18 protein-coding genes are annotated in these 21,329 nt (G+C 60.1%); 12 read left to right on the top strand and 6 right to left on the bottom strand.

All coding sequences use genetic code 11. From position 1 onward, the window contains the following. The first annotated feature begins 156 nt into the window (after positions 1 to 156). The 3 genes from nrdA to yfaE are packed head-to-tail and all read left to right on the top strand — an operon-like array spanning position 157 to position 3,886. Complete coding sequence (nrdA, locus tag J8Z22_RS10855) at positions 157 to 2,433, top strand: class 1a ribonucleoside-diphosphate reductase subunit alpha (protein ID WP_252010370.1); 2,277 nt, start codon at positions 157 to 159, stop codon at positions 2,431 to 2,433. A gap of 49 nt (positions 2,434 to 2,482) precedes the next feature. Beyond that, positions 2,483 to 3,619, top strand: coding sequence for a class Ia ribonucleoside-diphosphate reductase subunit beta (gene nrdB, locus J8Z22_RS10850; RefSeq protein ID WP_028112730.1), 1,137 nt, complete (start codon positions 2,483 to 2,485; stop codon positions 3,617 to 3,619). Between the two features lie 12 nt (positions 3,620 to 3,631). After that, positions 3,632 to 3,886 (top strand): class I ribonucleotide reductase maintenance protein YfaE, encoded by a 255-nt coding sequence (yfaE, locus tag J8Z22_RS10845; protein ID WP_252010369.1) that lies wholly within the window; start codon positions 3,632 to 3,634, stop codon positions 3,884 to 3,886. Here the strand turns inward: yfaE and J8Z22_RS10840 are convergent. Beyond that, positions 3,873 to 4,241, bottom strand: coding sequence for a hypothetical protein (locus J8Z22_RS10840; protein ID WP_028112728.1), 369 nt, complete (start codon positions 4,239 to 4,241; stop codon positions 3,873 to 3,875). The two genes, yfaE and J8Z22_RS10840, sit on opposite strands and share 14 nt — an antisense overlap. Before the next feature lie 197 nt (positions 4,242 to 4,438). Between J8Z22_RS10840 and J8Z22_RS10835 the strand changes: the two genes are divergently transcribed. Next, a complete protein-coding gene (locus J8Z22_RS10835) occupies positions 4,439 to 4,945 on the top strand; it encodes a hypothetical protein (RefSeq protein WP_252010368.1) in 507 nt (168 codons plus the stop codon). Between the two features lie 92 nt (positions 4,946 to 5,037). Here J8Z22_RS10835 and J8Z22_RS10830 read toward each other — a convergent pair whose 3' ends face one another. Further along, complete coding sequence (locus J8Z22_RS10830) at positions 5,038 to 7,170, bottom strand: TonB-dependent siderophore receptor (protein WP_252010367.1); 2,133 nt, start codon at positions 7,168 to 7,170, stop codon at positions 5,038 to 5,040. A 99-nt stretch (positions 7,171 to 7,269) separates the two neighbouring features. Between J8Z22_RS10830 and J8Z22_RS10825 the strand changes: the two genes are divergently transcribed. The 8 genes from J8Z22_RS10825 to fhuF are packed head-to-tail and all read left to right on the top strand — an operon-like array spanning position 7,270 to position 18,041. After that, positions 7,270 to 8,811, top strand: coding sequence for an aspartate aminotransferase family protein (locus J8Z22_RS10825; protein WP_252010366.1), 1,542 nt, complete (start codon positions 7,270 to 7,272; stop codon positions 8,809 to 8,811). An 8-nt stretch (positions 8,812 to 8,819) separates the two neighbouring features. Further along, on the top strand, positions 8,820 to 10,106 hold the full coding sequence (locus J8Z22_RS10820; protein WP_252010365.1) for a lysine N(6)-hydroxylase/L-ornithine N(5)-oxygenase family protein: 1,287 nt from the start codon (positions 8,820 to 8,822) through the stop codon (positions 10,104 to 10,106). Then, positions 10,103 to 11,308 (top strand): MFS transporter, encoded by a 1,206-nt coding sequence (locus J8Z22_RS10815; protein WP_252010364.1) that lies wholly within the window; start codon positions 10,103 to 10,105, stop codon positions 11,306 to 11,308. The genes J8Z22_RS10820 and J8Z22_RS10815 overlap by 4 nt, the downstream gene beginning before the upstream one ends. After that, positions 11,305 to 13,686 (top strand): GNAT family N-acetyltransferase, encoded by a 2,382-nt coding sequence (locus J8Z22_RS10810; protein WP_252010363.1) that lies wholly within the window; start codon positions 11,305 to 11,307, stop codon positions 13,684 to 13,686. The genes J8Z22_RS10815 and J8Z22_RS10810 overlap by 4 nt, the downstream gene beginning before the upstream one ends. Further along, positions 13,686 to 14,519 (top strand): ABC transporter ATP-binding protein, encoded by an 834-nt coding sequence (locus J8Z22_RS10805; protein WP_252010362.1) that lies wholly within the window; start codon positions 13,686 to 13,688, stop codon positions 14,517 to 14,519. Before J8Z22_RS10810 ends, J8Z22_RS10805 begins: the two co-directional genes overlap by 1 nt. 8 nt (positions 14,520 to 14,527) lie before the next feature. Further along, entirely contained in the window at positions 14,528 to 15,382 is an 855-nt protein-coding gene (locus J8Z22_RS10800) for an ABC transporter substrate-binding protein (RefSeq protein WP_252010361.1), read from the top strand. Continuing rightward, positions 15,379 to 17,331, top strand: coding sequence for a Fe(3+)-hydroxamate ABC transporter permease FhuB (fhuB, locus tag J8Z22_RS10795; protein WP_252010360.1), 1,953 nt, complete (start codon positions 15,379 to 15,381; stop codon positions 17,329 to 17,331). The genes J8Z22_RS10800 and fhuB overlap by 4 nt, the downstream gene beginning before the upstream one ends. After that, positions 17,307 to 18,041 (top strand): siderophore-iron reductase FhuF, encoded by a 735-nt coding sequence (fhuF, locus tag J8Z22_RS10790; protein WP_252010359.1) that lies wholly within the window; start codon positions 17,307 to 17,309, stop codon positions 18,039 to 18,041. The genes fhuB and fhuF overlap by 25 nt, the downstream gene beginning before the upstream one ends. Here the strand turns inward: fhuF and J8Z22_RS10785 are convergent. The 4 genes from J8Z22_RS10785 to folD all read right to left on the bottom strand — a co-directional run bounded on the left by J8Z22_RS10785 (position 18,038) and on the right by folD (position 21,091). After that, entirely contained in the window at positions 18,038 to 18,934 is an 897-nt protein-coding gene (locus J8Z22_RS10785; protein ID WP_252010358.1) for a fructosamine kinase family protein, read from the bottom strand. The genes fhuF and J8Z22_RS10785 overlap by 4 nt on opposite strands. Beyond that, the gene (locus J8Z22_RS10780) at positions 18,931 to 19,818 is read right to left on the bottom strand and encodes a patatin family protein (protein WP_252010357.1); all 888 of its coding nucleotides are present in this window, start codon (positions 19,816 to 19,818) and stop codon (positions 18,931 to 18,933) included. The genes J8Z22_RS10785 and J8Z22_RS10780 overlap by 4 nt, the downstream gene beginning before the upstream one ends. An 8-nt stretch (positions 19,819 to 19,826) precedes the next feature. Beyond that, positions 19,827 to 20,135 carry a hypothetical protein gene (locus J8Z22_RS10775; protein WP_028112719.1) on the bottom strand — a complete coding sequence of 103 codons (309 nt, stop codon included), beginning with the start codon at positions 20,133 to 20,135 and terminating at the stop codon, positions 19,827 to 19,829. Between the two features lie 74 nt (positions 20,136 to 20,209). Beyond that, positions 20,210 to 21,091 carry a bifunctional methylenetetrahydrofolate dehydrogenase/methenyltetrahydrofolate cyclohydrolase FolD gene (folD, locus tag J8Z22_RS10770; RefSeq protein ID WP_252010356.1) on the bottom strand — a complete coding sequence of 294 codons (882 nt, stop codon included), beginning with the start codon at positions 21,089 to 21,091 and terminating at the stop codon, positions 20,210 to 20,212. Between the last annotated feature and the right edge of the window lie 238 nt (positions 21,092 to 21,329).

Genomic DNA, 21,329 nt, shown 5'->3' with positions numbered 1-21,329 from the left:
GGCGCTACTACATGTAGTGTCCGATAATAAAAAAGAACACTAACGTCGGGGATCGCCGGTCTGACCGGTGATTATCATCTCAAGTACTTACATTAAGGACATGAGACGTGCCTTCAGTCCATTGCGACTGTGTTGTCCGCACGTCGATACTCAACGATGAATAAAAATCTGCTCATTACCAAACGCAGCGGCAAAAAGGAGCCCCTCGATCTCGATAAGATCCATCGGGTGATCTATTGGGCAGCCCAGGATCTGGATAACGTCTCGGTCTCTCAGGTAGAGCTGGCCAGCCACATCCACTTCTTCGATGGCATCGAGACCGAAGCGATTCACGAAACCATCATCAAAGCCGCTGCCGACCTCATCAGTGAAGAGACCCCGGACTACCAGTACCTGGCCGCGCGCCTGGCGGTGTTCCACCTGCGTAAGAAGGCCTACGGTCAATTCGAGCCGCCGCACCTGTACGACCACGTCAGTAAGATGGTGGAGCTGGGCCGTTACGACCAGCACATTCTTCAGGATTACAGCCGCGACGAACTCAATGAGCTGAACGAGCACATCGATCACTGGCGCGACATGGACTTCTCCTACGCGGCGGTCAAGCAACTGGAAGGCAAATACCTGGTGCAGAACCGGGTCACCGGCGAAGTGTTCGAGAGCGCCCAGTTCCTGTACATGCTGGTGGCCGCCTGTCTGTTTGCCAACTACCCGAAGGCCAACCGCCTGGACTACGTCAAGCGGTTCTACGACGCCACCTCCAAGTTCAAGATCTCGCTGCCCACGCCGATCATGTCCGGTGTGCGCACCCCGACCCGGCAGTTCAGCTCCTGTGTGCTGATCGAGTGTGGCGACAGCCTCGACTCCATCAACGCCACCTCGGCGGCCATCGTCAATTATGTCAGCCAGCGGGCCGGCATTGGCATCAACGGCGGCAACATTCGCGCCCTGGGCAGCCCGATTCGCGGCGGCGAAGCCTTCCACACCGGCTGCCTGCCGTTCTATAAGCATTTCCAGACCGCGGTCAAATCCTGCTCTCAAGGCGGCGTTCGCGGCGGCGCGGCGACCCTGTTCTACCCCTTGTGGCACCTGGAAGCGGAAGAGCTGCTGGTACTGAAGAACAACCGCGGCACCGACGCCAACCGCATCCGTCACCTGGATTACGGGGTACAGATCAACCGCACCCTGTATCAGCGCCTGCTGGACGGCGGCGACATCAGCCTGTTTTCCCCTTCGGACGTGCCCGGCCTGTACGACGCCTTCTTTGCCGACCAGCAAGAGTTTGAGCGCCTGTACTGCCAGTACGAAGCCGACAGCAGCATTCGCCGTAAGACCGTTAAGGCGGTGGCCCTGTTCAGCCTGCTGATGCAGGAACGTGCCTCCACCGGCCGCATCTACATTCAGCACGTGGATCACTGCAACACCCACAGCCCGTTCGACCCGAAAGTGGCCCCGGTGAAGCAATCCAACCTGTGCCTGGAGATCGCCCTGCCCACCAAGCCACTCAAGCACCTCAACGACACCGACGGTGAGATTGCCCTGTGCACCCTGTCGGCGTTCAACCTGGGTGCCATCGACAGCCTCGACGAACTCGAAGAGCTGGCGGCCCTGGCGGTGCGGGCACTGGACAGCCTGCTGGACTATCAGGACTACCCGGTACCGGCGGCCGAGCTTGGCTCCATGAAGCGCCGCACCCTGGGGATTGGCGTCATCAACTACGCCTACTACCTGGCCAAAAATGGCGCCCGCTACTCCGATGGCAGCGGCAACAACCTGACCCACAAAACCTTTGAAGCGATTCAGTACTACCTGCTCAAGGCCTCCAACGAGCTGGCCATCGAGCAAGGGGCCTGCCCGGGGTTCAATGAGACCACCTACTCGCAGGGAATCCTGCCCATCGACAGCTACAAAGACGCCATCGATGAGATCTGCGACGAGCCACTGCATCTGGATTGGGACGGCCTGCGCGCCAGCATCGTCGAGCACGGCCTGCGCAACTCCACCCTGTCGGCGCTGATGCCGTCGGAGACCAGCTCGCAGATCTCCAATGCCACCAACGGCATCGAGCCCCCTCGGGGACTGGTGAGTGTCAAAGGCTCCAAAGATGGCATCATGAAGCAGGTGGTGCCGGGCATCGACACCCTCAAGAGCAACTACGAGCTGCTGTGGGACATTCCCAGCAACACCGGTTACCTGCAACTGGTGGGGATCATGCAGAAGTTCGTCGACCAGGCCATCTCTGCCAACACCAACTACGATCCGTCCCGCTATGAGGACAATAAGATGCCCATGGGCATGCTGCTCAAGGATCTGATGCTGGCGTACAAGTACGGCTTGAAGACGCTGTACTACCAGAACACCCGTGACGGCCAGTCCGACGCCCAGAGCAAAGCGGACAGCGACGACGATTGCGCCGGTGGCGCCTGTAAGATTTAACCGCCAGGGCCCCGCTCAGGCGGGGCGCTGCCACGGATAGGACAAGATTATGACCCACAGATACAGCACATTTTCACGGGAAGCCAACAACGCCCTGAAAGAGCCGATGTTCCTCGGCAACCCGGTGAACGTGGCCCGCTACGACCAACAGAAACACCCGATCTTCGAAGAGCTGATCGAAAAGCAGCTGTCGTTCTTCTGGCGCCCGGAAGAGGTAGACGTCACTCAGGATCGCATCGACTTCAATGATCTGCCGGAACACGAAAAGCACATCTTCCTGTCGAACCTGAAATACCAGACCCTGCTGGACTCCATTCAGGGCCGCAGCCCAAACGTGGCACTGCTGCCGCTGGTATCACTGCCGGAGTTGGAAACCTGGATTGAGACCTGGTCTTTCTATGAGACCATCCACTCGCGCTCTTACACCCACATCATTCGCAACATCGTCAATGATCCCGGGGTGGTGTTCGACGACATCGTCGCCAACAGCGAAATTCAGAAACGCGCCAACGACATCTCCAAGTACTACGATGCCCTGATCGACTACACCCAGCGCTATCAGCAGTTTGGCGAAGGCCAGCATCAGGTGGGCAGCGAGCAGTTCACCCTCAGTCGTCGCGAGTTGAAGAAGAAGCTGTACCTGTGCCTGATGTCCATCAACGTCCTGGAAGCGGTGCGCTTCTACGTCAGCTTCGCCTGCTCCTTTGCCTTTGCCGAGCGGGAAGTGATGGAGGGCAATGCCAAGATCATTCGCTTTATCGCCCGTGATGAACAGTTGCACCTGGTGGGCACCCAACACATGCTCAACCTGATGGCCACCAACCAGGACGACAACGAGATGGCCGAAATCGCCATCGAGTGTCACAGCGAAGCGGTGGAGATCTTCCGCCGTGCCGCCGAGCAGGAGAAAGACTGGGCCTCCTACCTGTTTAAAGACGGCTCGATGCTGGGCCTGAATAAGAAGATCATCGAAGATTACGTCGAATTCATCACCAACCAGCGCATGAGCGCTCTGGGGCTTGCCCCGATCTTTGACAAGCGCTCCAACCCGCTGCCGTGGATGAGCAAGTGGCTGGAGAGTGACGCCGTTCAGGTGGCGCCGCAGGAGGTCGAGGTCAGCAGCTACCTAACCAACCAGATTAAGAACGAAGTCCACCAGGACGAGTTCTCCTCGTTCGAACTGTAACGGTTGCAACGATTGAAACTGTGGAAAATCCGCCTCAATGGCGGCCGGGAACTGGAGCATGGCGGTCACCACACCACCCTGCTTCAGGCCCTGGAATCCGTCGGCCACTACAGTGAGTGCCGCAGTGGCTACTGCGGCGCCTGCAAGGCCACATTGGTGAGCGGCAGCGTCCGCTACCTGACCACCCCCATGGCCTTCCTCAAACCCGGTGAGATTCTGCCCTGCTGCTGTGCCCCGGAAACGGATCTCGAGCTTAATCTTGGCTAGCGTCAGGCTCGGCTTCCCCGGTTAACGGCGTCGCCGGCCGGGCCTTGGCCATCGCCACTTCCCGCTCGGCGTATTTGTCCACCGGCGACTGTGGCGGCCGCCACCGCTCCAGAGCCAACTGCGCTTCACCGGTCATCGCCTGGCTCTGCTGCAACGAATCCTCTCCCAGGTGCTGCGCTTCCAGCCACAAAACCTGCGCCACCTCGATGGTGCTGTCCAGAATGACCCGAGCCGCCGCCTGAGCGTTGTCCATGGCTCTGTCTACCCTCTCCTGATTGGCTTCACTGCAGCCACTAAGCCATCCGACCGACCCCATCACCACCAGTACCTTTAACCACTTCATAGGTTGATGCATGACCTGCCCTCCGTCGAATAGCACTAAGCATAGTCCACTCACTCAAGATGGGCGTCGAGGCGGTCATTTCTTCGCCGGGATCACACATTCGTTGATCCAGAAGCAGAAACCTTCACCGCCCGGCCACCATTTTCCCTGTTATCGGATTCAGGCTTTGGTACACTTGCGGCATTGATAACCGGGCAACGAGACCGATAATGACCGAGCCAAACAAGATTCCACCCGAAGGCGCTTCCGCCGAGCTGTTCAACGGTGACATCAACCGCATTATGATCGCCATTCCAGCACCGAGTCACCCCGAGGTGGAGCAGGTACTGGGCAAAGGCCAACACCGCATCAAGGCCGGTGTGGTCTATCGTGCCCCCGCCATCCTGCTCTCCTTTGACTTCGGCAACGGCCTGGTGATGGATTGCCCCTTTGAAGCCAAGGGACTGGGTGAGCACTTCGTTGCCCCGACACTGAATGACGACGGCCAGTTGCCGCTGACCCTGCAGGTGTTCGATGCCGAGAACGGTACCCTGCTGGAGACCACCGAGGTGGCCCTGCACGCCGACAACACCCAGGTTCTGATGGACGCGGTGGCGGATCAGCGCAGCCACGACTGGAGCCATCAAGAGTTCATCGGCCAGTTGTCCGAGCTGTATAAGATTGAGATGGGTGAGTTTTTGCAGCTGGTGCAGCAGCGGGAACTGGCGGCCCTGTAAGCCCGCCCAGGCGCACGTAAAACGGGCCCCCTGAGGAGCCCGCCCGTCTGCATTATCCAAGCCCGGCCACTGTGCCGGGCTTTTCAATAGCCTCAGAACCAGAACGACGCCGACGCTTCAATGCTGCGCTCTGCGCCCATCCAGCAGTTGTTGCCATCAAAGCACGCGCCCACATAGCGTTTATCAAACAGGTTGCTGGCCGACAGGCTCAGACTCCACTGCTCACCCAGTTGATAGGAAGCGGCCATGTCCCAGAGGGTATAGGCAGGCACCGTATCGGTGTTGGCCGCATCCAGCTGAGTTTCGCCGACGTAGCGGACACCGGCACTCACCTGCATCGCCTCCAGCGGGTAGTAATCCAACCAGGCTGACGCCGTTTGATCCGCCACCCACACCGGGGTGGTGCCCTCGATGGCGGGGTCCAGTGGGTTGTCGGTCACTTCCGCATCCAGGTATCCGTAATTCAACGTCAGTTCCAGGTTATCCAGCAGACGTTGAGACAACGCCAGTTCCACCCCTCGGGATTGCACTTCACCATTTTGCGTGTATTTGCCAAAATCCGGCGTATTCACCACTACATTCTTCTTTCGAATGTCGAAGGCGGCCACCGTCAGGGTCGAAGCCAGATCGGCATTGTGATACTTCACACCAATCTCCCACTGACTGGCCGTGGTCGGCTTGAACGCGGCGCCGGTATTGCTGTCCACACCGGACACCGGCTCAAACGACTCCGAGTAACTGAGGTAGGGCGCCCAACCACTGTCGAAGGTATAGATGGCCGCCGCCCGGGCACTCAACTCATCCTGATCGATCTCAGTGACACTGCCGTACTCGGTGCCAGCGTAGTTATTGTCAGCGGTGTCGGTGCTTTCATAGCGATCCCAGCGCGCCCCCACAACCAGGGTCAAGGCATCGAACCGAACCTCGTCCTGCAGGTAAATCCCCAGCTGAGTCTGCTCGATCACATTGGCCTGCTGATAGAAGTCCACCGGCAAGCTGGCCGGATCAATCAAGTGATAATTGGGACTGGCCAGATCCAGCATCGGCGTCTGCTGCCCCAGGGTATCGCCATAGGCGACATCGGAGTCCAGGCTGCTGTATTCCACTCCCAGCAACCAGCGATGCTCGCTGCTGCCCAGGCTGGTCAACCACGCCAACTGGTTATCCACCACGTAGCCCTCGATGGACTCATCGGTAAAATAGGCACTGCGAATCAGGTTCTGCTGGTCTGCCAGACCGTAGTTGTACATATTGCGCTGGCCCGCATCGGCATCGGTGTAGCGAAAGTTCTGCAGAAACTCCAGGCTATCGGAAAACTGATGATTGAGTTTATAGCCCAACATCAACACCTGGCGGTCGAAGCGATTCCAGTTGGCGTCACCGGCATAGGCATCGCTGTCTAACTTGCCATAGCTGGCGGAATACACCGTTCCCAAGGCAGGCAACGGCGTCGAGGGCACAATTGACGGATCATCCTGGTAGTAGGCGCTGAGCTCAATGCTGGTGTGACGGCCCATCTCCCAGGCGATAGAGGGGGCAATGAAACGACGCTCCTCTCGGGTGGTTTCCTGCTGGCCGTCCCGGTCCCGGTACAAAGCGATGAGGCGGCCATTGAGGCCGTCGGTTAACGCCCCGGTCGAGTCGAGTGCCAGCTCATAGAGGTCGTTGCTGCCTACCCGACCTCGCAGCTCGGTCATGGCGTCGGCCTGTGGCTTTTTCGCGACCTGATTCACCATCCCGCCCGGAGGCGCGGCGCCATAGAGCACCGAGGTCGGTCCCTTCAAAATCTCAATGCTCTCTGTGGCAAAGGCATCCACCTGAGGCGCCAGGTTCCACAAGCCATTGTACTGAAGCGGCAAACCGTCGTAGAAATTCCGGTAGGTCTCAAAGCCCCGAATGGTGTACTGATCGAAGATGGTGACACTGCTGCGATTCTCGGCCGTAACCCCTGGCACATAGCGCAGCGCCTCATTGACGCTGTCCACCTGGCGCCGGTCCAGCAACGCCCGGTCGTACACCTCAAAACTCATCGGCGACTCCAGCGGCCGCAACGAGGATTTGGTGCCGGTGGTGCGATAGGCTGCGCCCTGCACCTCAATAACCTCAATCTCACGTCCCTGCTCTTCCTGGCTGGCCCAGGCCGATGTCGGCCAACTAGCCTGGTGAATCACCGGCAACAATGCCGCGCAGACAAGCGCACGGCGCCCTGGGTGATTTCCATTCATTTTTTAATCCCTCATCCATTGATTTCTATTGTGATTATCACTTACCATTCCTGCGAATGATAACCACTCCCATTCTCGTTATCAACAAAGAGGCAATTAATGGACAACAATTGCGCTACGTTTGATGCCACTGCAGAGAAGGAACTCTCAGCGGATCTCAAGGCATCCCTGTTTACTCAACAGACTCAACATCAATACCAAACACGAATGACGCAAGCGATACAGCTCGTCAGCCAACACATCAACACCAGTGACCGCGCCTTTACCGGCACCCGCCCCGAGGCGCTGGCGACCCTGTTCGCCGAGGTGGATCTCGACCAGCCGCTGCGACAGTGGCAATCCGCCTACACCGAACTCAGCCGCCTGTATCTCGACGACGCCGTTCATTTTCATCACCGCCACTACCTGGCGCATCTGAACTGCCCCATCACCTTGCCGAGCCTGGCGGCGGAAACCATCGCCTCGGCCTTGAATACTGCGGTGGAAACCTGGGATCAGAGCGCCGGTGCCACCCTGATCGAGCAGAAACTGGTCGATTGGAGCTGCGACAAAATTGGTTGGAGCGCCGATGCCGACGGCGTGTTCACCTCCGGAGGCAGCCAATCCAACCTGATGGCAATGCTGTTGGCACGCTACCGCGCCTGTCAGCGCCACTGGCAGTGGGACCCTCACCAGCAGGGCCTGCCGCCCCAGGCAAACAGATTGCGCATCTATACCTCGGAGCTCAGTCACTTCAGCATCCAGAAAGCCGCCTCCATGTTGGGATTGGGGTTTGATGCGGTGGTCGCCATCCCCTCCGACCGATTCCAGCGCATGGACATGACCGCCCTGTCACAGGCACTGCAACAGGCACGGCAACAAGGACTGGTACCCATGGCCGTGGTCGCAACCGCTGGCACCACCGACTTCGGCAGCATCGATCCGCTGCCCGCCATCGCAACCTTATGCGCTCGGCACTCGGTGTGGATGCATGTGGATGCCGCCTATGGCGGCGGACTGCTGATTTCACCGAAGTTTCGCCATAAACTGTCCGGCATTGAGCTGGCCGACTCCGTGACCGTGGATTACCACAAGGCGTTTTTCCAACCGGTCGCCTGCAGTGGATTTTTGGTGCGAGAGGCGGCCACCCTCTCCTCACTGACCTACCACGCCGAGTATTTAAACCCGCTGCGCCAGCATCAGGCCGGCATCCCGGATCTGATCAACAAAAGCCTGCAAACCACTCGCCGCTTCGACGCTTTAAAACTGTGGCTCAGCCTGAGAATTCTGGGGGCCGACACCCTGGGGCGTGGCTTCGATCAGTTGCAGCACCTGGCGAAACAGGTCTATTGGTTGCTGCTGTCTCAACCGGAAATTGAGGTGGTGCATCAGCCACAGATCAGCACCCTGGTGTTCCGCTACCTGCCGAGCGCTGACGCCAGCGACGAGCACATCGACACCCTGAACCGCGCCATTCGCTCCCGGTTGTCGAATCAGGGCGATGCGCTGATCGCCGCCACCCGCTATCGGGGCCACCAGTACCTGAAATTCACCCTGCTTAACCCTGCCACCGAGATCAAGGCGATCCATCAGGTCGTTCAACGAATCTGCCGCTATGGTCAGGAACTTCACAACGCCTCTGCAGAAACGGAATTCGCCTAGGACCGCTCATGAAAATCTATGACTTTATTGCCATCGGCTTGGGGCCGTTTAACCTCAGCCTGGCCGCACTCACTCAGCCACTGGATCAAGCCGACGCCCTGTTCCTGGAGCAGCGCAGTGACTTCAATTGGCACCCGGGGATGATGCTGGAAGGGACCCACCTTCAGACTCCGTTCATGTCGGATCTGGTGACGCTGGCCGATCCAACCTCCCCCTACAGTTTCCTGAACTACCTCAAACAGCACCAGAAACTGTACCGCTTCTACATTCGAGAGAATTTCTTCATTCTGCGGCACGAGTACAACCTCTACTGCCAATGGGTGTGCCGGCAACTGACCAACCTTCGTTTCAATACTCGGGTCACCGCCATCAGTTTCGATGCCGAACACCACTGCTACCGCCTGGAAACCCGCCGCCCCGATGGCCAAGACAACGGCCTGTATTACGCCCGCAAACTGGTGATCGGCACCGGCCCTGTCCCTCACCGACCCGACGGCTGCGACACGCTGGGTGAGCACGCCATTCACTCCAGTGAATACCTTCAACAAAAACCGACGTTACTTGAACAACCAAGGATCAGCGTTATTGGTGGTGGACAAAGTGCGGCGGAGATCGTCTACGACCTGTTGGATGAACAGCGGCAGCGCTCGTTCCATCTCGATTGGATCACCCGCTCACCACGCTACTTCCCGCTGGAATACAGTAAACTGACCCTGGAGATGACCTCACCGGAGTACGTGGATTACTTCCACTCGCTGCCGATGGCTACCCGGGATACGCTGCTGTCTCAACAGCAAAACCTGTATAAAGGCATCAACAGCGACCTGATTAACGCCATTTTCGACCGCCTGTATGAAATGGATCTGCATCATGCCCCCCGAGTCAGGCTGCTGACCAACACCGCAGTGAGTCGAGTCGAGGCCAGCGGCGGTGAGTTTCACCTGAGCCTGGATCATCAGGAGCAACAGCGCCACGCTACCCTGACCACCAACGCGCTGATTTTCGCCACCGGCTACCGTGCAGCCCTGCCCGAGTTTCTCGGCGGCATTGCCAACGAGATCTGCTGGGACAGCAAGGAGCGACTCGCGGTCAGCCGCCACTACGCCATCGACAAACAGCAACGGATCTTTGTTCAAAACGCCGAGCTGCACAGTCATGGCTTCGTGACCCCGGATCTGGGCATGGCCTGCTATCGAAACAGCGTGCTGCTGCACAAGCTGTTGGGGTGGCAACCCTATGCGGTTGAGAAAAAGATCGCCTTTCAGCAGTTTGGTTTCGATGAGGCAGGCGCGTGAGTCCAAACCAGCTTGCCAAATGGGCACTGATCGCGGTCACCGCGTTTGCGGTGATCAGCGACAGCATGTTATTGCCGTTTTATCCCATCTACTTTGAGGTGATGTTTCACAGCAGCGACCCCTTGCTCATCAGCCGCTATCTGGCCGTCAGTTGCCTGATTGTCATCGTCGCTCTGCCGCTTTGGGCTCGAGTGGCTCGCCGATTCGGTACCCTCAAGATTCTGATGCTGTCACAGGTAGGGGCGCTGCTGGCCAGCGTCGGCTGCGCCAATGCGCCAACGCTTGCGGTCCTATTTGCCTCGGGTTGGATCATGGTGCTGTTCAAAGCCAGCTACCTGCTGGTCTATCCCTACCTGTTGACACTGGAAGAGGCCAAACACCAGCCTCACACCGTCGGCCTGCTGTCGGTGATCGTGCACCTCGGTGCCATCACCGGCGCCCTGGTCGGCGGCAGCATTCTGCAGTTCGCCAGCCCGCCTCAGGCGTTTTTGTGGATGGCCGTCGGTGATGGCTTACAGATACTGGTGTGTGGCTGGTTGCTGCTTCGAGTGCAGCCCCAAAGCCTCGTCGCCAACCGCCAGCAGCCTTGCGAAGACACCACGGCCGCCGCCCGTCGCGCCACTACTCGACCCAAAGTGCAACTGGCACTGATCATGTGGCTGTTCTACTTCAGTGCTTACCTGATCCGTCCGTTTTTCGTTCAGTACTGGCACCGGCTGTCGCCTCAGTCCGGCGAGATTGAAGCCGCCGTCATCTTTGCCATTCCTGCCGCCATTGCCATCGCTGCATTGATGCTGCAACGGCACTCGCGTCAGCCTCGCTGGCTACAGACTCTGGGCCAGATCCCGGTGGCATTGGCCATTGGCGCCGTCGGTTTTGCCCTGCAGGCTCAGCCCCAACCGCACTGGATCATCGTTGGTCGCGTGCTGTATGGCTGGGCGCTGTTCCATGCCACCGTCAAACTGGATCTTAAGATCTTTGCCCTCAGTCATCCTAACGAGTACAGCAAAGACTTCGCCACCCTGCATATCTTCCAGAGCCTGGGCGTGCTGGTCGCGTCCTATGCGGCGGGACAGCTGATGGTGGCGGGCGGTGACCAGCTGCTGTTTGTCTGTGCCAGTGGCGGATTTATCCTGACCACCTTGCTGTTCTGGCAATGGTTTATGCCCCGCGAGAAACGCCTCAAAGGAGCCACGTTATGACCACTGCCACCACCGGCGCCCCAAAGTTGGTCCTGTCTCGATTCCGTCTTTGTCTCGAGGCAACGAACCCCATGAGCCTAAGACCGTTCGAAGTGGCCGAAGACGCCCTGTGGCTGCAGCAGTGGCTGAACATGGACTACGCCGCATTCTGGGGAATGCCAGGGTGCACGGTCGATGAGGTGATCACCGAGTACACTCGGCTCGCCGGCCACAGCCAAATACTGGTGGCCGAAATCGACGGCCAACCTCGTGCCCTGTTTGAGATCTACCACCCTGCAGCCGACCCTTTGTCGCAGCATTATCCGGTGCGTCGGGGCGACATCGGGATGCACATTCTGCTGGGGCCGCCCACCCGGCCCATCGCCGGATTTGGCACGGCGGTGTTTACTGCGCTGATCGCCTTTATCTTTCGCCACCCCGACGTGGCGCGGATCGTCGTCGAACCCGATGCCGACAACCGCGCCATACACCGCCTCAACGCCCAGGCTGGCTTTCGCTACCAAAGGGTGCTGCGGCTGCCTCACAAACTCGCCTACCTGGCTTTTCTCTATCGCCATCAACATTCAATGATGACCAACCACACCAACCCAAGGACTCGGGACACCATGAATCATCACTTTCTCACCCCCGCCAACTGGCACCAGGCCAATCGCCAACTGATCACCAAAGCGCTCAGCGAAGGGTGCCATGAGCGTCTGTTTGCACCAACGCCGTTGGAAAACGGCGACTACCAACTGGACTTTGATCAGGGCCACTACCGCTTTAACGCCGAGCGACTGGCGCTGGAACACTGGGTGATCGATCCAGACAGCATCGAGAAACACCACCAGCAACACAGTGCCCCGCTGGATGCCATTGCCTTCATCGGTGAATTCCAGCAATCACTGGGGATCAGCGACGCCCAGTTGCCCCTGTACCTGGAGGAGATCGCCAGCACGCTGCGGGCCGGAGCCTATAAGTTGGCCCATGGTGATCGTGACGTCGACACCCTGCTCGACGCCGATTTCCAGACTCTGGAAGCCGCCATGAGTGAGGGCCATCCGGCCTTTATCGCCAACAATGGCCGCATCGGATTTGGTCAACAGGACTTCCTCGACTATGCCCCGGAAACCGGCAACGTCTTTCAACCGGTATGGCTGGCAGCGCGACGCAGCCTCTGCGTGCAAAGCTTCAGTAAGTCCTTGTCAGAAAGCCAGCTGTTTCAGCAGGAGCTAGGCGACTCGCTGCTGGCGCAGTTCGAACAGCAGCTGGACTCGAAACAGCTGCAGCTGAGCGACTACTGCCTGATCCCGGTGCACCCTTGGCAATGGCACAACAAAATCGCCATGGGTTTTGGCGCCGATTTGGCCAACCAGGACCTGGTGTACCTGGGTAGCGGCCACGATCACTATCAGCCGCAGCAGTCCATTCGCACCCTGTTCAATCGCACCGCGCCACACAAGCACTACGTCAAAACGGCGTTGTCGATATTGAACATGGGCTTTGTGCGTGGGTTGTCTGCCGATTACATGGACGCCACGCCGGCCATTAACGATTGGATTGCCACCCTGATCGAGCACGATCCCTTCCTGCACGCCAACGGATTCAGTGTCCTGAAAGAGGTCGCCGCCGTTGGCTATCGGCGGCCGCAATGGCAGGGACTGGTGCCCAAGGGGGACGCTCAACTCAAGATGTTGTCTGCCTTGTGGCGCGAAAGCCCACAGCCCCGACTCCAGGGCCAGCAACGATTGATGACCATGGCCGGGTTGCTTCATTGCGGCAAAGACGGTCGTTCTTTGGCGGTGGCGATGATACGCGCCTCCGGTCTGGAGACCGCCCGCTGGCTTGAGCACTATCTGGACGCCTACCTGAAACCGCTGTTGCACTGCTTCTATGCCCACAACCTGGTGTTCATGCCCCATGGAGAAAACCTGATCCTGGTGTTAGACAACCACACGCCCCAGTACTGCCTGATGAAAGACATCGCCGAGGAGTGCGCGGTGTTGAATAAGGATGCGGTCTTATCGCCGACCATCGCCCGCATCGCCGTTGATGTTCCGGATGATCTGAAGGTGTTGTCGATTCAGACCGACATCTTTGACGGCTTCTTCCGTTACCTCTCGGCCTTGCTGCACCGTCAGCTCGGGTTTGATCAATCTCAGTTCTGGCGACTGGTTGCCGACTGCATCCTCAGCTATCAGGCCAGCCAACCGCAGCTGGCGGACCAGTTCCAACGTTATGACCTGTTTGGTGCCCACTTCGATCACTCCTGCCTGAATCGGCTGCAACTGGCCAACAATCAGCAAATGGTCGACCTGGCCGATCCTGCCGGCAGTCTGCAGTTTCAGGGCCAGCTGACCAACCCAATTGCGGCGTTCGCCGCCACTGAGACCCACTGATGCGTGGTCATCAACCCTTGACCGTGGTCAGCCCTGTGGCTGACCCGGATTCGGCTTTGGCCAGGGATCTGTTTCAGCTGCAACAGGTCAGCGTCAACGTGGATCGAAAAGCCATACTGCACCCGACGTCGCTGACGCTGCAGTCGGGTACCCTGTATGGCCTCATCGGTCACAATGGCTCAGGAAAATCCACGCTGATGAAAGTGCTGGCGCGTCAACTCAGCGCCAGCACTGGCCAATGCCGGTTCAAGGGCCGCGAGCTGGACAGCTGGAGCGGCCGCGCCTTTGCCAGGCAGGTGGCGATGCTGCCGCAACACCTCCCTGTCACCGACGACCTCAAAGGCCATGAGCTGCTGGCCATGAGCCGTTTTGCCTGGCAGGGCCTGCTCGGCCGCCAACGTGCCCGCGATCGCGCCGCCATTGAACACGCGGTCGCCCTGACCGGAACCCAACCCTTATTAAGCGCTGACATCGGCTCGCTGTCCGGGGGCGAACGCCAGCGGCTGTGGCTGGCGATGCTGGTGGCCCAGCAGACCGAGGTACTGTTGCTGGACGAACCCACCTCGGCTCTGGATCCTGGACACCAATTGGAGGTATTGACCCTGATTCGGCGCCTGGCGGTTGAACAACACAAATGCGTGGTGATCATCATTCACGACATCAACATGGCCGCCCGTTTCTGCCACCAACTGCTGGCGCTCAAAGGCGGCAGGCTGATCGCCCAAGGGCCACCGGCGCAGCTGATGCAGCCGGAGCCCTTGCAGCAGATCTTTGACGTTGCCATGGAAGTCATTCAGCGGCCGAACCGGGCGCCGCTGGGGGTCCTGAAATGAGGCTGGCCATGCTGATCCTTACCCTGCTGTGGCTGCCACTGTCGGCGCTGGCCCAGCGGTCGCCCCTGAAGGTGGTGTCGCTGGACTACGCCACCACCACCACCTTAATCGCCCTCGGCTTGCCCCCGGTGGCCATCGCCGACGTAGCGGGTTACCGGCGCTGGGTACTGACGCCGCCCCTGCCCGGCGACATCATCGACCTTGGCAGTGCCAATGAGCCCAATCTGGAGCTGCTGGCTCAAATCCAGCCGGACCTGATTCTGATCACGCCCTACCAGGCCCAGCTGACGCCACTGCTGAGCCGAATTGCGCCGGTTCACAGCTTCTCAATCTACCAGTCCACCGGCGACGCCATAGAAAAGGCCGAGACGCTGACCCGCAACCTGGGTCAACTCCTGAATCGGCAGGCACAGGCGCAATCGCTGATCGACCGCAGCCGCGACCAGCTGCAGGCCCAACAGCGGCGACTGCAGCACGCGGTTGCGTCGCCACCGCCGCTGTATCTGATCAGGATGCACGATGACCGCCATCTGTGGGTGTATGGAAAACACAGCCTCGGTCAGGCCGTTATCGACAGGCTCGGCCTCAGCAATGCCTGGCAGCAGCCCACCAACACCTGGGGGTTCAGCGCCCAGAGCATCGAGATACTCAGCCAGCCGCCTCAAGCCAGGATTCTGTTTCTCGATCCCGTACCTCACGGTGGCGTCGCCACCCTGGGCCAGTCACCGCTGTGGCGACATCAACGCTGGTTTGCCGACAACCACTACCAGGTGCTACCGGTGGTGTTGATGTTTGGCGCGCTGCCATCGGCCCAGCGCATGGCCACCCTGCTGGTGGACGCATTGCTGCAGGAGGCACCATGATCCTGTCTCCCATGCGGCTGACCCTGTTTATGGCGCTGCTGAGCGTGGCGCTGGCGGCTGTCTCTCTGCATCACATCGCTGGTGCCATGCCCCTGACTCAGCTTTGGCACGGCCCGGCGGACGGCTGGCAACGGTTGTTGCTGCACTACAGCTGGGCCCCGCGACAACTGGTGGCCCTGCTCTGCGGCGCCGCGCTGGGGCTGAGCGGCTGTTTGTTTCAACAGTGCTTACGCAACCCTCTGGCCTCCCCCTCCACCCTCGGGGTCTCGGCCGGAGCGCAGCTTAGCCTGACCCTGGCCACCCTCTACGCACCGAGCTTGCTGGTCATCGGTCGCCCCTGGGTGGCCATCGCCGGTGCGCTGCTGGCGGCCGGCATGGCATTGGCGCTATCGTCGCGACGCCGGTTTTCCCCGCTGGCGGTGATCCTGGCTGGCATGCTGTTGAGCCTGTACTGCGCCGCCGCCAGTGCCGGGTTAGTGCTGATCCATCATGATCAGCTCGCTGGCGTATTGCTGTGGGGCGCCGGCTCACTGATACAAAATGACTGGCACAGTGTGCACGCACTGGCCATCACGCTGGTGATCACCGCCCTGCTCTCGACTCTGTTGATTCGGCCGCTGTCTCTGCTCAGCCTCGGCGAACAGGTTGCCGTCGGTCTGGGCGTCCATTTGGGCGGCGTTCGAATCACCGCCTTGATTCTGGCCACCGTCCTCAGTGCCATGGTGGCGTCCCAGGTCGGCATCATCGGCTTTATCGGCCTGGCGGCGCCAGCCCTGGCCCGTCTGTGTGGTTGCCAGCGTTTCGGGCTGCAGCTGTTATGGGCGCCGATCCTCGGTGCCCTGACCCTATGGAGTATCGATCTGTCGGTCCAGGTCATCGGTCCGGTGGCGGGCAGCCTGCTTCCCACCGGCGCAGTGACGGGCCTGTTTGGCGCGCCACTGCTGATGCTACTGCTGTTTACCTTGCCCAAATCCCCGCCGGCGCTGCAATCCCACTCCAGCCAAACCCGGCGCCACCACCACCCCACCGCCCTGGCGCTCGTCATGGCACTACTGTGCGTGCTGTTGGCCGCCATTGCGCTGTTGGCCGGGTACGGATTTGCGGGCTGGGCGTTCGACCCGGGCTTGTTACCCTGGCGCTGGCCCCGGGTTATGGCAGCCGCCTGTGCGGGTGTGCTGCTGGCCAGTTCCGGTGTGATGATGCAACGCTTGCTGGCCAACCCCATGGCCAGCCCGGAGCTGCTTGGCGTCAGCGCCGGCGCCGCCATGGGGATCGCCGTCGCCATGATGGTATTTGACCGTTCAGGACTGAGCGGTCAGCTCGGCGGTGCCATCGCCGGGGCTTTTATCACCCTGATGATCATCAGCGCCGTCAACCATCGCAACCAGTATCAGGCCACCACCCTGATCTTGTCTGGCATCGCCCTGAGTGCCCTAATGGAGGGGGCGACCGTCATGATCACCGCCAGCGGCGATCCCCGTGCCGCAACCCTGCTCAGCTGGCTCAATGGCTCAACCTACCGGGTCAGTGCCCCGGTGGCGCTCACCTGTGGCCTGGCCGCCGCCCTACTGCTGACTCAGGCGGCAGTGGCACAGCGACCATTGCAAGCGCTGGCTTTAGGGGATGCGAACTGCCGCAACTGCGGCTTTCACCCGGCGAAAGCGCGTTTTGGATTGCTGGCGTTGATCGCCATGATGAGTGGCGCCGCCACTCTGGCGGTTGGCCCCTTAAGCTTCATCAGCCTGATGGCGCCCCACATCGCCCGTCGACTCGGCGCCATCACCCTGGGCCAGCAACTGCTGGTGGCAGCGCCTCTGGGCGCCGGACTGCTGATCAGCGCCGACTGGGCGGGGCGATACCTGATCTTTCCCTGGCAACTGCCCGCCGGCTTGCTCACCACGCTTATCGGAGGGCCCTACCTGTTATGGCTGATGATGACCCGTCGCTGATGGCCACCCCGTTACCGACGCCGCTGGCAACCCGGTTGCAGCGCTACGCCAGCCACTGCTTCAGGGCCTGGCAGCCTCAGCAAGGCGCTGACTGGCGTCCTGTTGCCAGCCGCTCGGCCTTAGTCGCCCCCCTTGGAGAGTATGGGGCGGCCATGCTGACCACGGCGACACCGCCGCTAACCCAATCGCTGGCCTCACTGTGGTCACAATGGCATTTTGGGTTGTTGCTGCCACCGCTGCTGCTGGCGGCACTGGGAACCGAGCGCTATCAACTGCAGCCCGACTCACTCCATGGCCGCTATGAACGCGGGCAGCCGAGCGGATTCTGCGGTCACTGGCAACCCAGCGTTGAGGCCAGTACCGATCTGGTGTCCCACAGCCTCACTACCCTCATCACCAGAGACATCCTGCGCTTGTCTGAGCAAACCGGGTTAACACCGAAGATTCTCTGGGGAAATGTGGCGGCAATCGTGGACTGGTTACTGCTGCAAGTGGGGGATGAGCAGGCGCTGGCATTGCGTCACGGGTTGCTGTTTGATGAACAGGCCAAACCGGCTGGACCATTAACTCGGCTGATGCTGCCACCACCACACTGTGGCCAGCGTCGACGCTGCTGCCTTCGTTTTCGACTCGATGAGGTTGACTATTGCGGCGGTTGCCCGATGCAGCGCACACGCCGACGCCGCTTCGAGGTCGACAGTCAGGGCTAAAGTTGCTGTAGCTTGGCGCGCACCGAATCCAGGTAGCCGTCGCCGAACAGGTTGAGGTGATTGAGCAAGTGATACAGTTGATACAGAGGCCGTCGCCGCTGGTAACCCGGTGACAGCGGCCACTGCGACTCATAGCCACGATAGAACTCGGGGTCAAAGCCGCCAAACAGTTCGGTCATCGCCAGATCCGTTTCCCGATCGCCCAGGTAACAGGCCGGATCAAACACCCGCGCCTGGCCGTCGACAAAGCCCAGGTTGCCCTGCCACAAATCGCCGTGCACCAGGCAGGCCTGGGGTTGATGCTCGGCCAGCACTCGGTCACTGATCGACTCCAGTCCGGCCACCGCCGGCGCCAGGGCCTTGCCAAAGCCGCGCTGGCGCGCCAGCGTCAGTTGCGGTTGTAACCGGCACTGCCACCAGAACCGGGCCCAACACCCCTGCCAGTGGTTGTATTGCACCGTCTCGCCAATGAAATTGTGGCGGTGCCAGCCATAGCCCTGAGGATCGAGGTGATGGGGGTCGGCCTGATGCAGGCGGGCAATGGCGCGCCCGGCCTCAAAATGATTGCCGTGAGACGTCAGCGCCACAAACGGCAACACCAGAAACGCGTGTTCTCCCGCCTGCCCCAAAGTCAGAGGCGGCAATGACCAGTCTCCCAGGGCCGCCAGCCCATCGGCTTCGGCCTCAAACAAGCTCAGACACTGATGACGGTTCAGCTTCACGAACCAGCTTTGGTGGCCATCGCTGAGGCGATAACACTGGTTGATGCAGCCGCCGCCGACGCGGGTCAATTGGGTCGGCGCAAAACCGCGGCCATTGGCCCGCTCTATGGCCGCAATCACCAGCGGCCACGGCGACTGGCTCAATGATGATGACGGCCCGGCGCCGCTCATGGCGCCAGCACCTCGGCAGCCGCCTCAGCCTGCCGGCGCACATGCGCCAATCCACAGTCGCGACCCAACTCATAGCCACTGGCCAACGCCTGTGGCGCTCGGGTCAGGCGGCCAACCGCAAACGCCGGCGGCGGCACCAGCACTCGAATGCGGCAATCCTTGGGAGGCTCGGAGATAAACGCCAGGGTTTGGTTGTACTGTCGATGACGCGCCTCCATGGCCGCCAGCAGCGGCGGGTGCTCCCTGAGGGCCCATCTCAACAACCAGGGAAAACGACTCGGGCGTTTGCGATAGCCCAGAGGCTGGGACAACACCACGGTAAGATCCCGATAGCCCTGTTGATAGGCCTGGCGCACCGGAATCGAGTCCGCCACGCCGCCATCGGTGTAGGCCTGGCCATTGAGCGACACAAAGCCGCGGTAGCCCACCGGCACCGAGCAAGAGGCCTTCATCAGCATCGCCAGATCATCGCGGTTGGCGCGCAGGTAACGGCCCTGGCCGCTGTTGACCTCGGTGACCCCAATCAACAACGGGATGGCGCGGCGCTCAAAGGCATCGAAGTCAAACGGCAGCTCATTGAGGGTAATGGGCCAGAGCCAGTCCAGATCCAACAGGTGGCCGCCGCCGAAAAAGCGGCGAAAATTGATAAACTCGGGCCGGCAGGAGTAATCGGCGATGATGGCCCGGGTGCGGCCCTTTTGACCGGACAGATAAGCGGCCAGCGCAGTGGACCCGGCCGAGACTCCGTAACAGGCGTCATAGGGGTAGTGCTGCTGCTCAATGAAGGCATCCAGCACGCCGGCGGCAAAGATGCCGCGCATGGCGCCCCCTTCAACCACCAATGCCCGTTTGCCGTAGGCTTTGTTGGCCTCGCCTGCGTCCATACTCAGACTCAGTCCTTATCGACGGTAACGGTAAACACCGGCGCAGGGGTAAGCAGGCTTTGCACCACCTTATGCAGCCGGGCCAACTCACTTTTTACCGTACTCTGGCCGGCACCAAAGAAGCTCAGCTCCAATTGCATCTCCCGACCCACGTACTGGCTGGACATCACGCTGGACTCCGACGTCGCCGACTCCATGTACTGCTCCAGCAGGCGCTCCAGCGGCGGCACCTGGGCCGGATCAACCACAAACGACACCTGCAACCGAATCAATGCAAACTCGGTGGCTTCATGACCTTCAAAACCGGGAATAACCATAACTGTAACCGTTTTATCCTGGAAAGCTGTTTAGCATCAATGATCGCCACTAACTCGCGCTTTGGCAACCCAAATCAGTCGCATTGATGCTGATTCATCTCATAGGCTTTCATTGTATTTTCAAGCAGGTAGGCAATGGTCATCGGCCCGACACCGCCGGGAACCGGGGTAATCGCCGCCGCCACCTTGGCCACCGGCGCAAACGCCACGTCGCCCACCAACTTGGCTTTGCCGTCGCCCTCGATGCGGTTGATGCCGACATCGATCACCACCGCCCCGGGCTTAACCCACTCCGGCCCCACCATCTCGGCGCGGCCGACGGCCACCACCAAGATGTCGGCCTGACGGGCCAACTCGGCGCCATTGCTGGAACGGGAATGCACCACGGTGACCGAGCAGTGCTGAGCCAGGAACAGCTGCGCCGCCGGCTTGCCGACGATATTAGAGCGACCGACGATCACCACATGCTTACCGGACAGATCCTCACCGAGTACGCTCTGAGCCAGGGTTACGCAGCCCTGTGGCGTGCACGGCACCAGCGCGGTGGCGTCGCCGAGGCTGAGCTTACCGACGTTGTTGGGATGAAACCCGTCCACGTCCTTGGCCACGGCGATGCGATTGAGCACCCGCTGCTCATTCAGGTGCGACGGCAGCGGCAACTGCACCAGAATGCCGTCGACACTGGGATCGGCGTTAAGGCGATCCACCAGCCCCAGCAGGTCTGACTCGGTGGTGGCCTCATCGAGGCGAAACTCCTGACCGACAATGCCCGCCTGTTGGCAGCGGCGGGTCTTATTGCGCACGTACACATCGCTGGCGGGATTGCTGCCCACCATCACCACAGCCAATCCCGGCAACCGCTTACCCTCGGCGTCCAGTTGTGCCACTCGAGTGGCAATGGTGTCGACCAGGGTATCGGCGACCTGTTTCCCATTGATGATTGCTGCGGTTTCCATGTGACTCCTCGGGGGCTGAAAGAAAAACGAACCATCTTAGATCATCCCCCCTCACTGGCCAACGGCCGGATCATTTAACCGCTGGAATATCCAACACTGCAGCGACTCAAAAGAAACGTTGTTTAATCAATAATTCATAACGCTTATGGCCGATTTCCAAGATCTTTATTGATTCTGGTCAAGCACTTATTTACTCTGAGGGTTAACTTAGGTGAAAAGTTAGACAGCCATCTGAGAG

Source organism: Ferrimonas sp. SCSIO 43195 (assembly GCF_023716685.1).
GTDB classification, from domain to species: Bacteria; Pseudomonadota; Gammaproteobacteria; order Enterobacterales; family Shewanellaceae; genus Ferrimonas; species Ferrimonas kyonanensis.
Note: the sequence above shows the minus strand (reverse complement) of the source record. Positions and strands in the feature narration are given on the sequence as shown.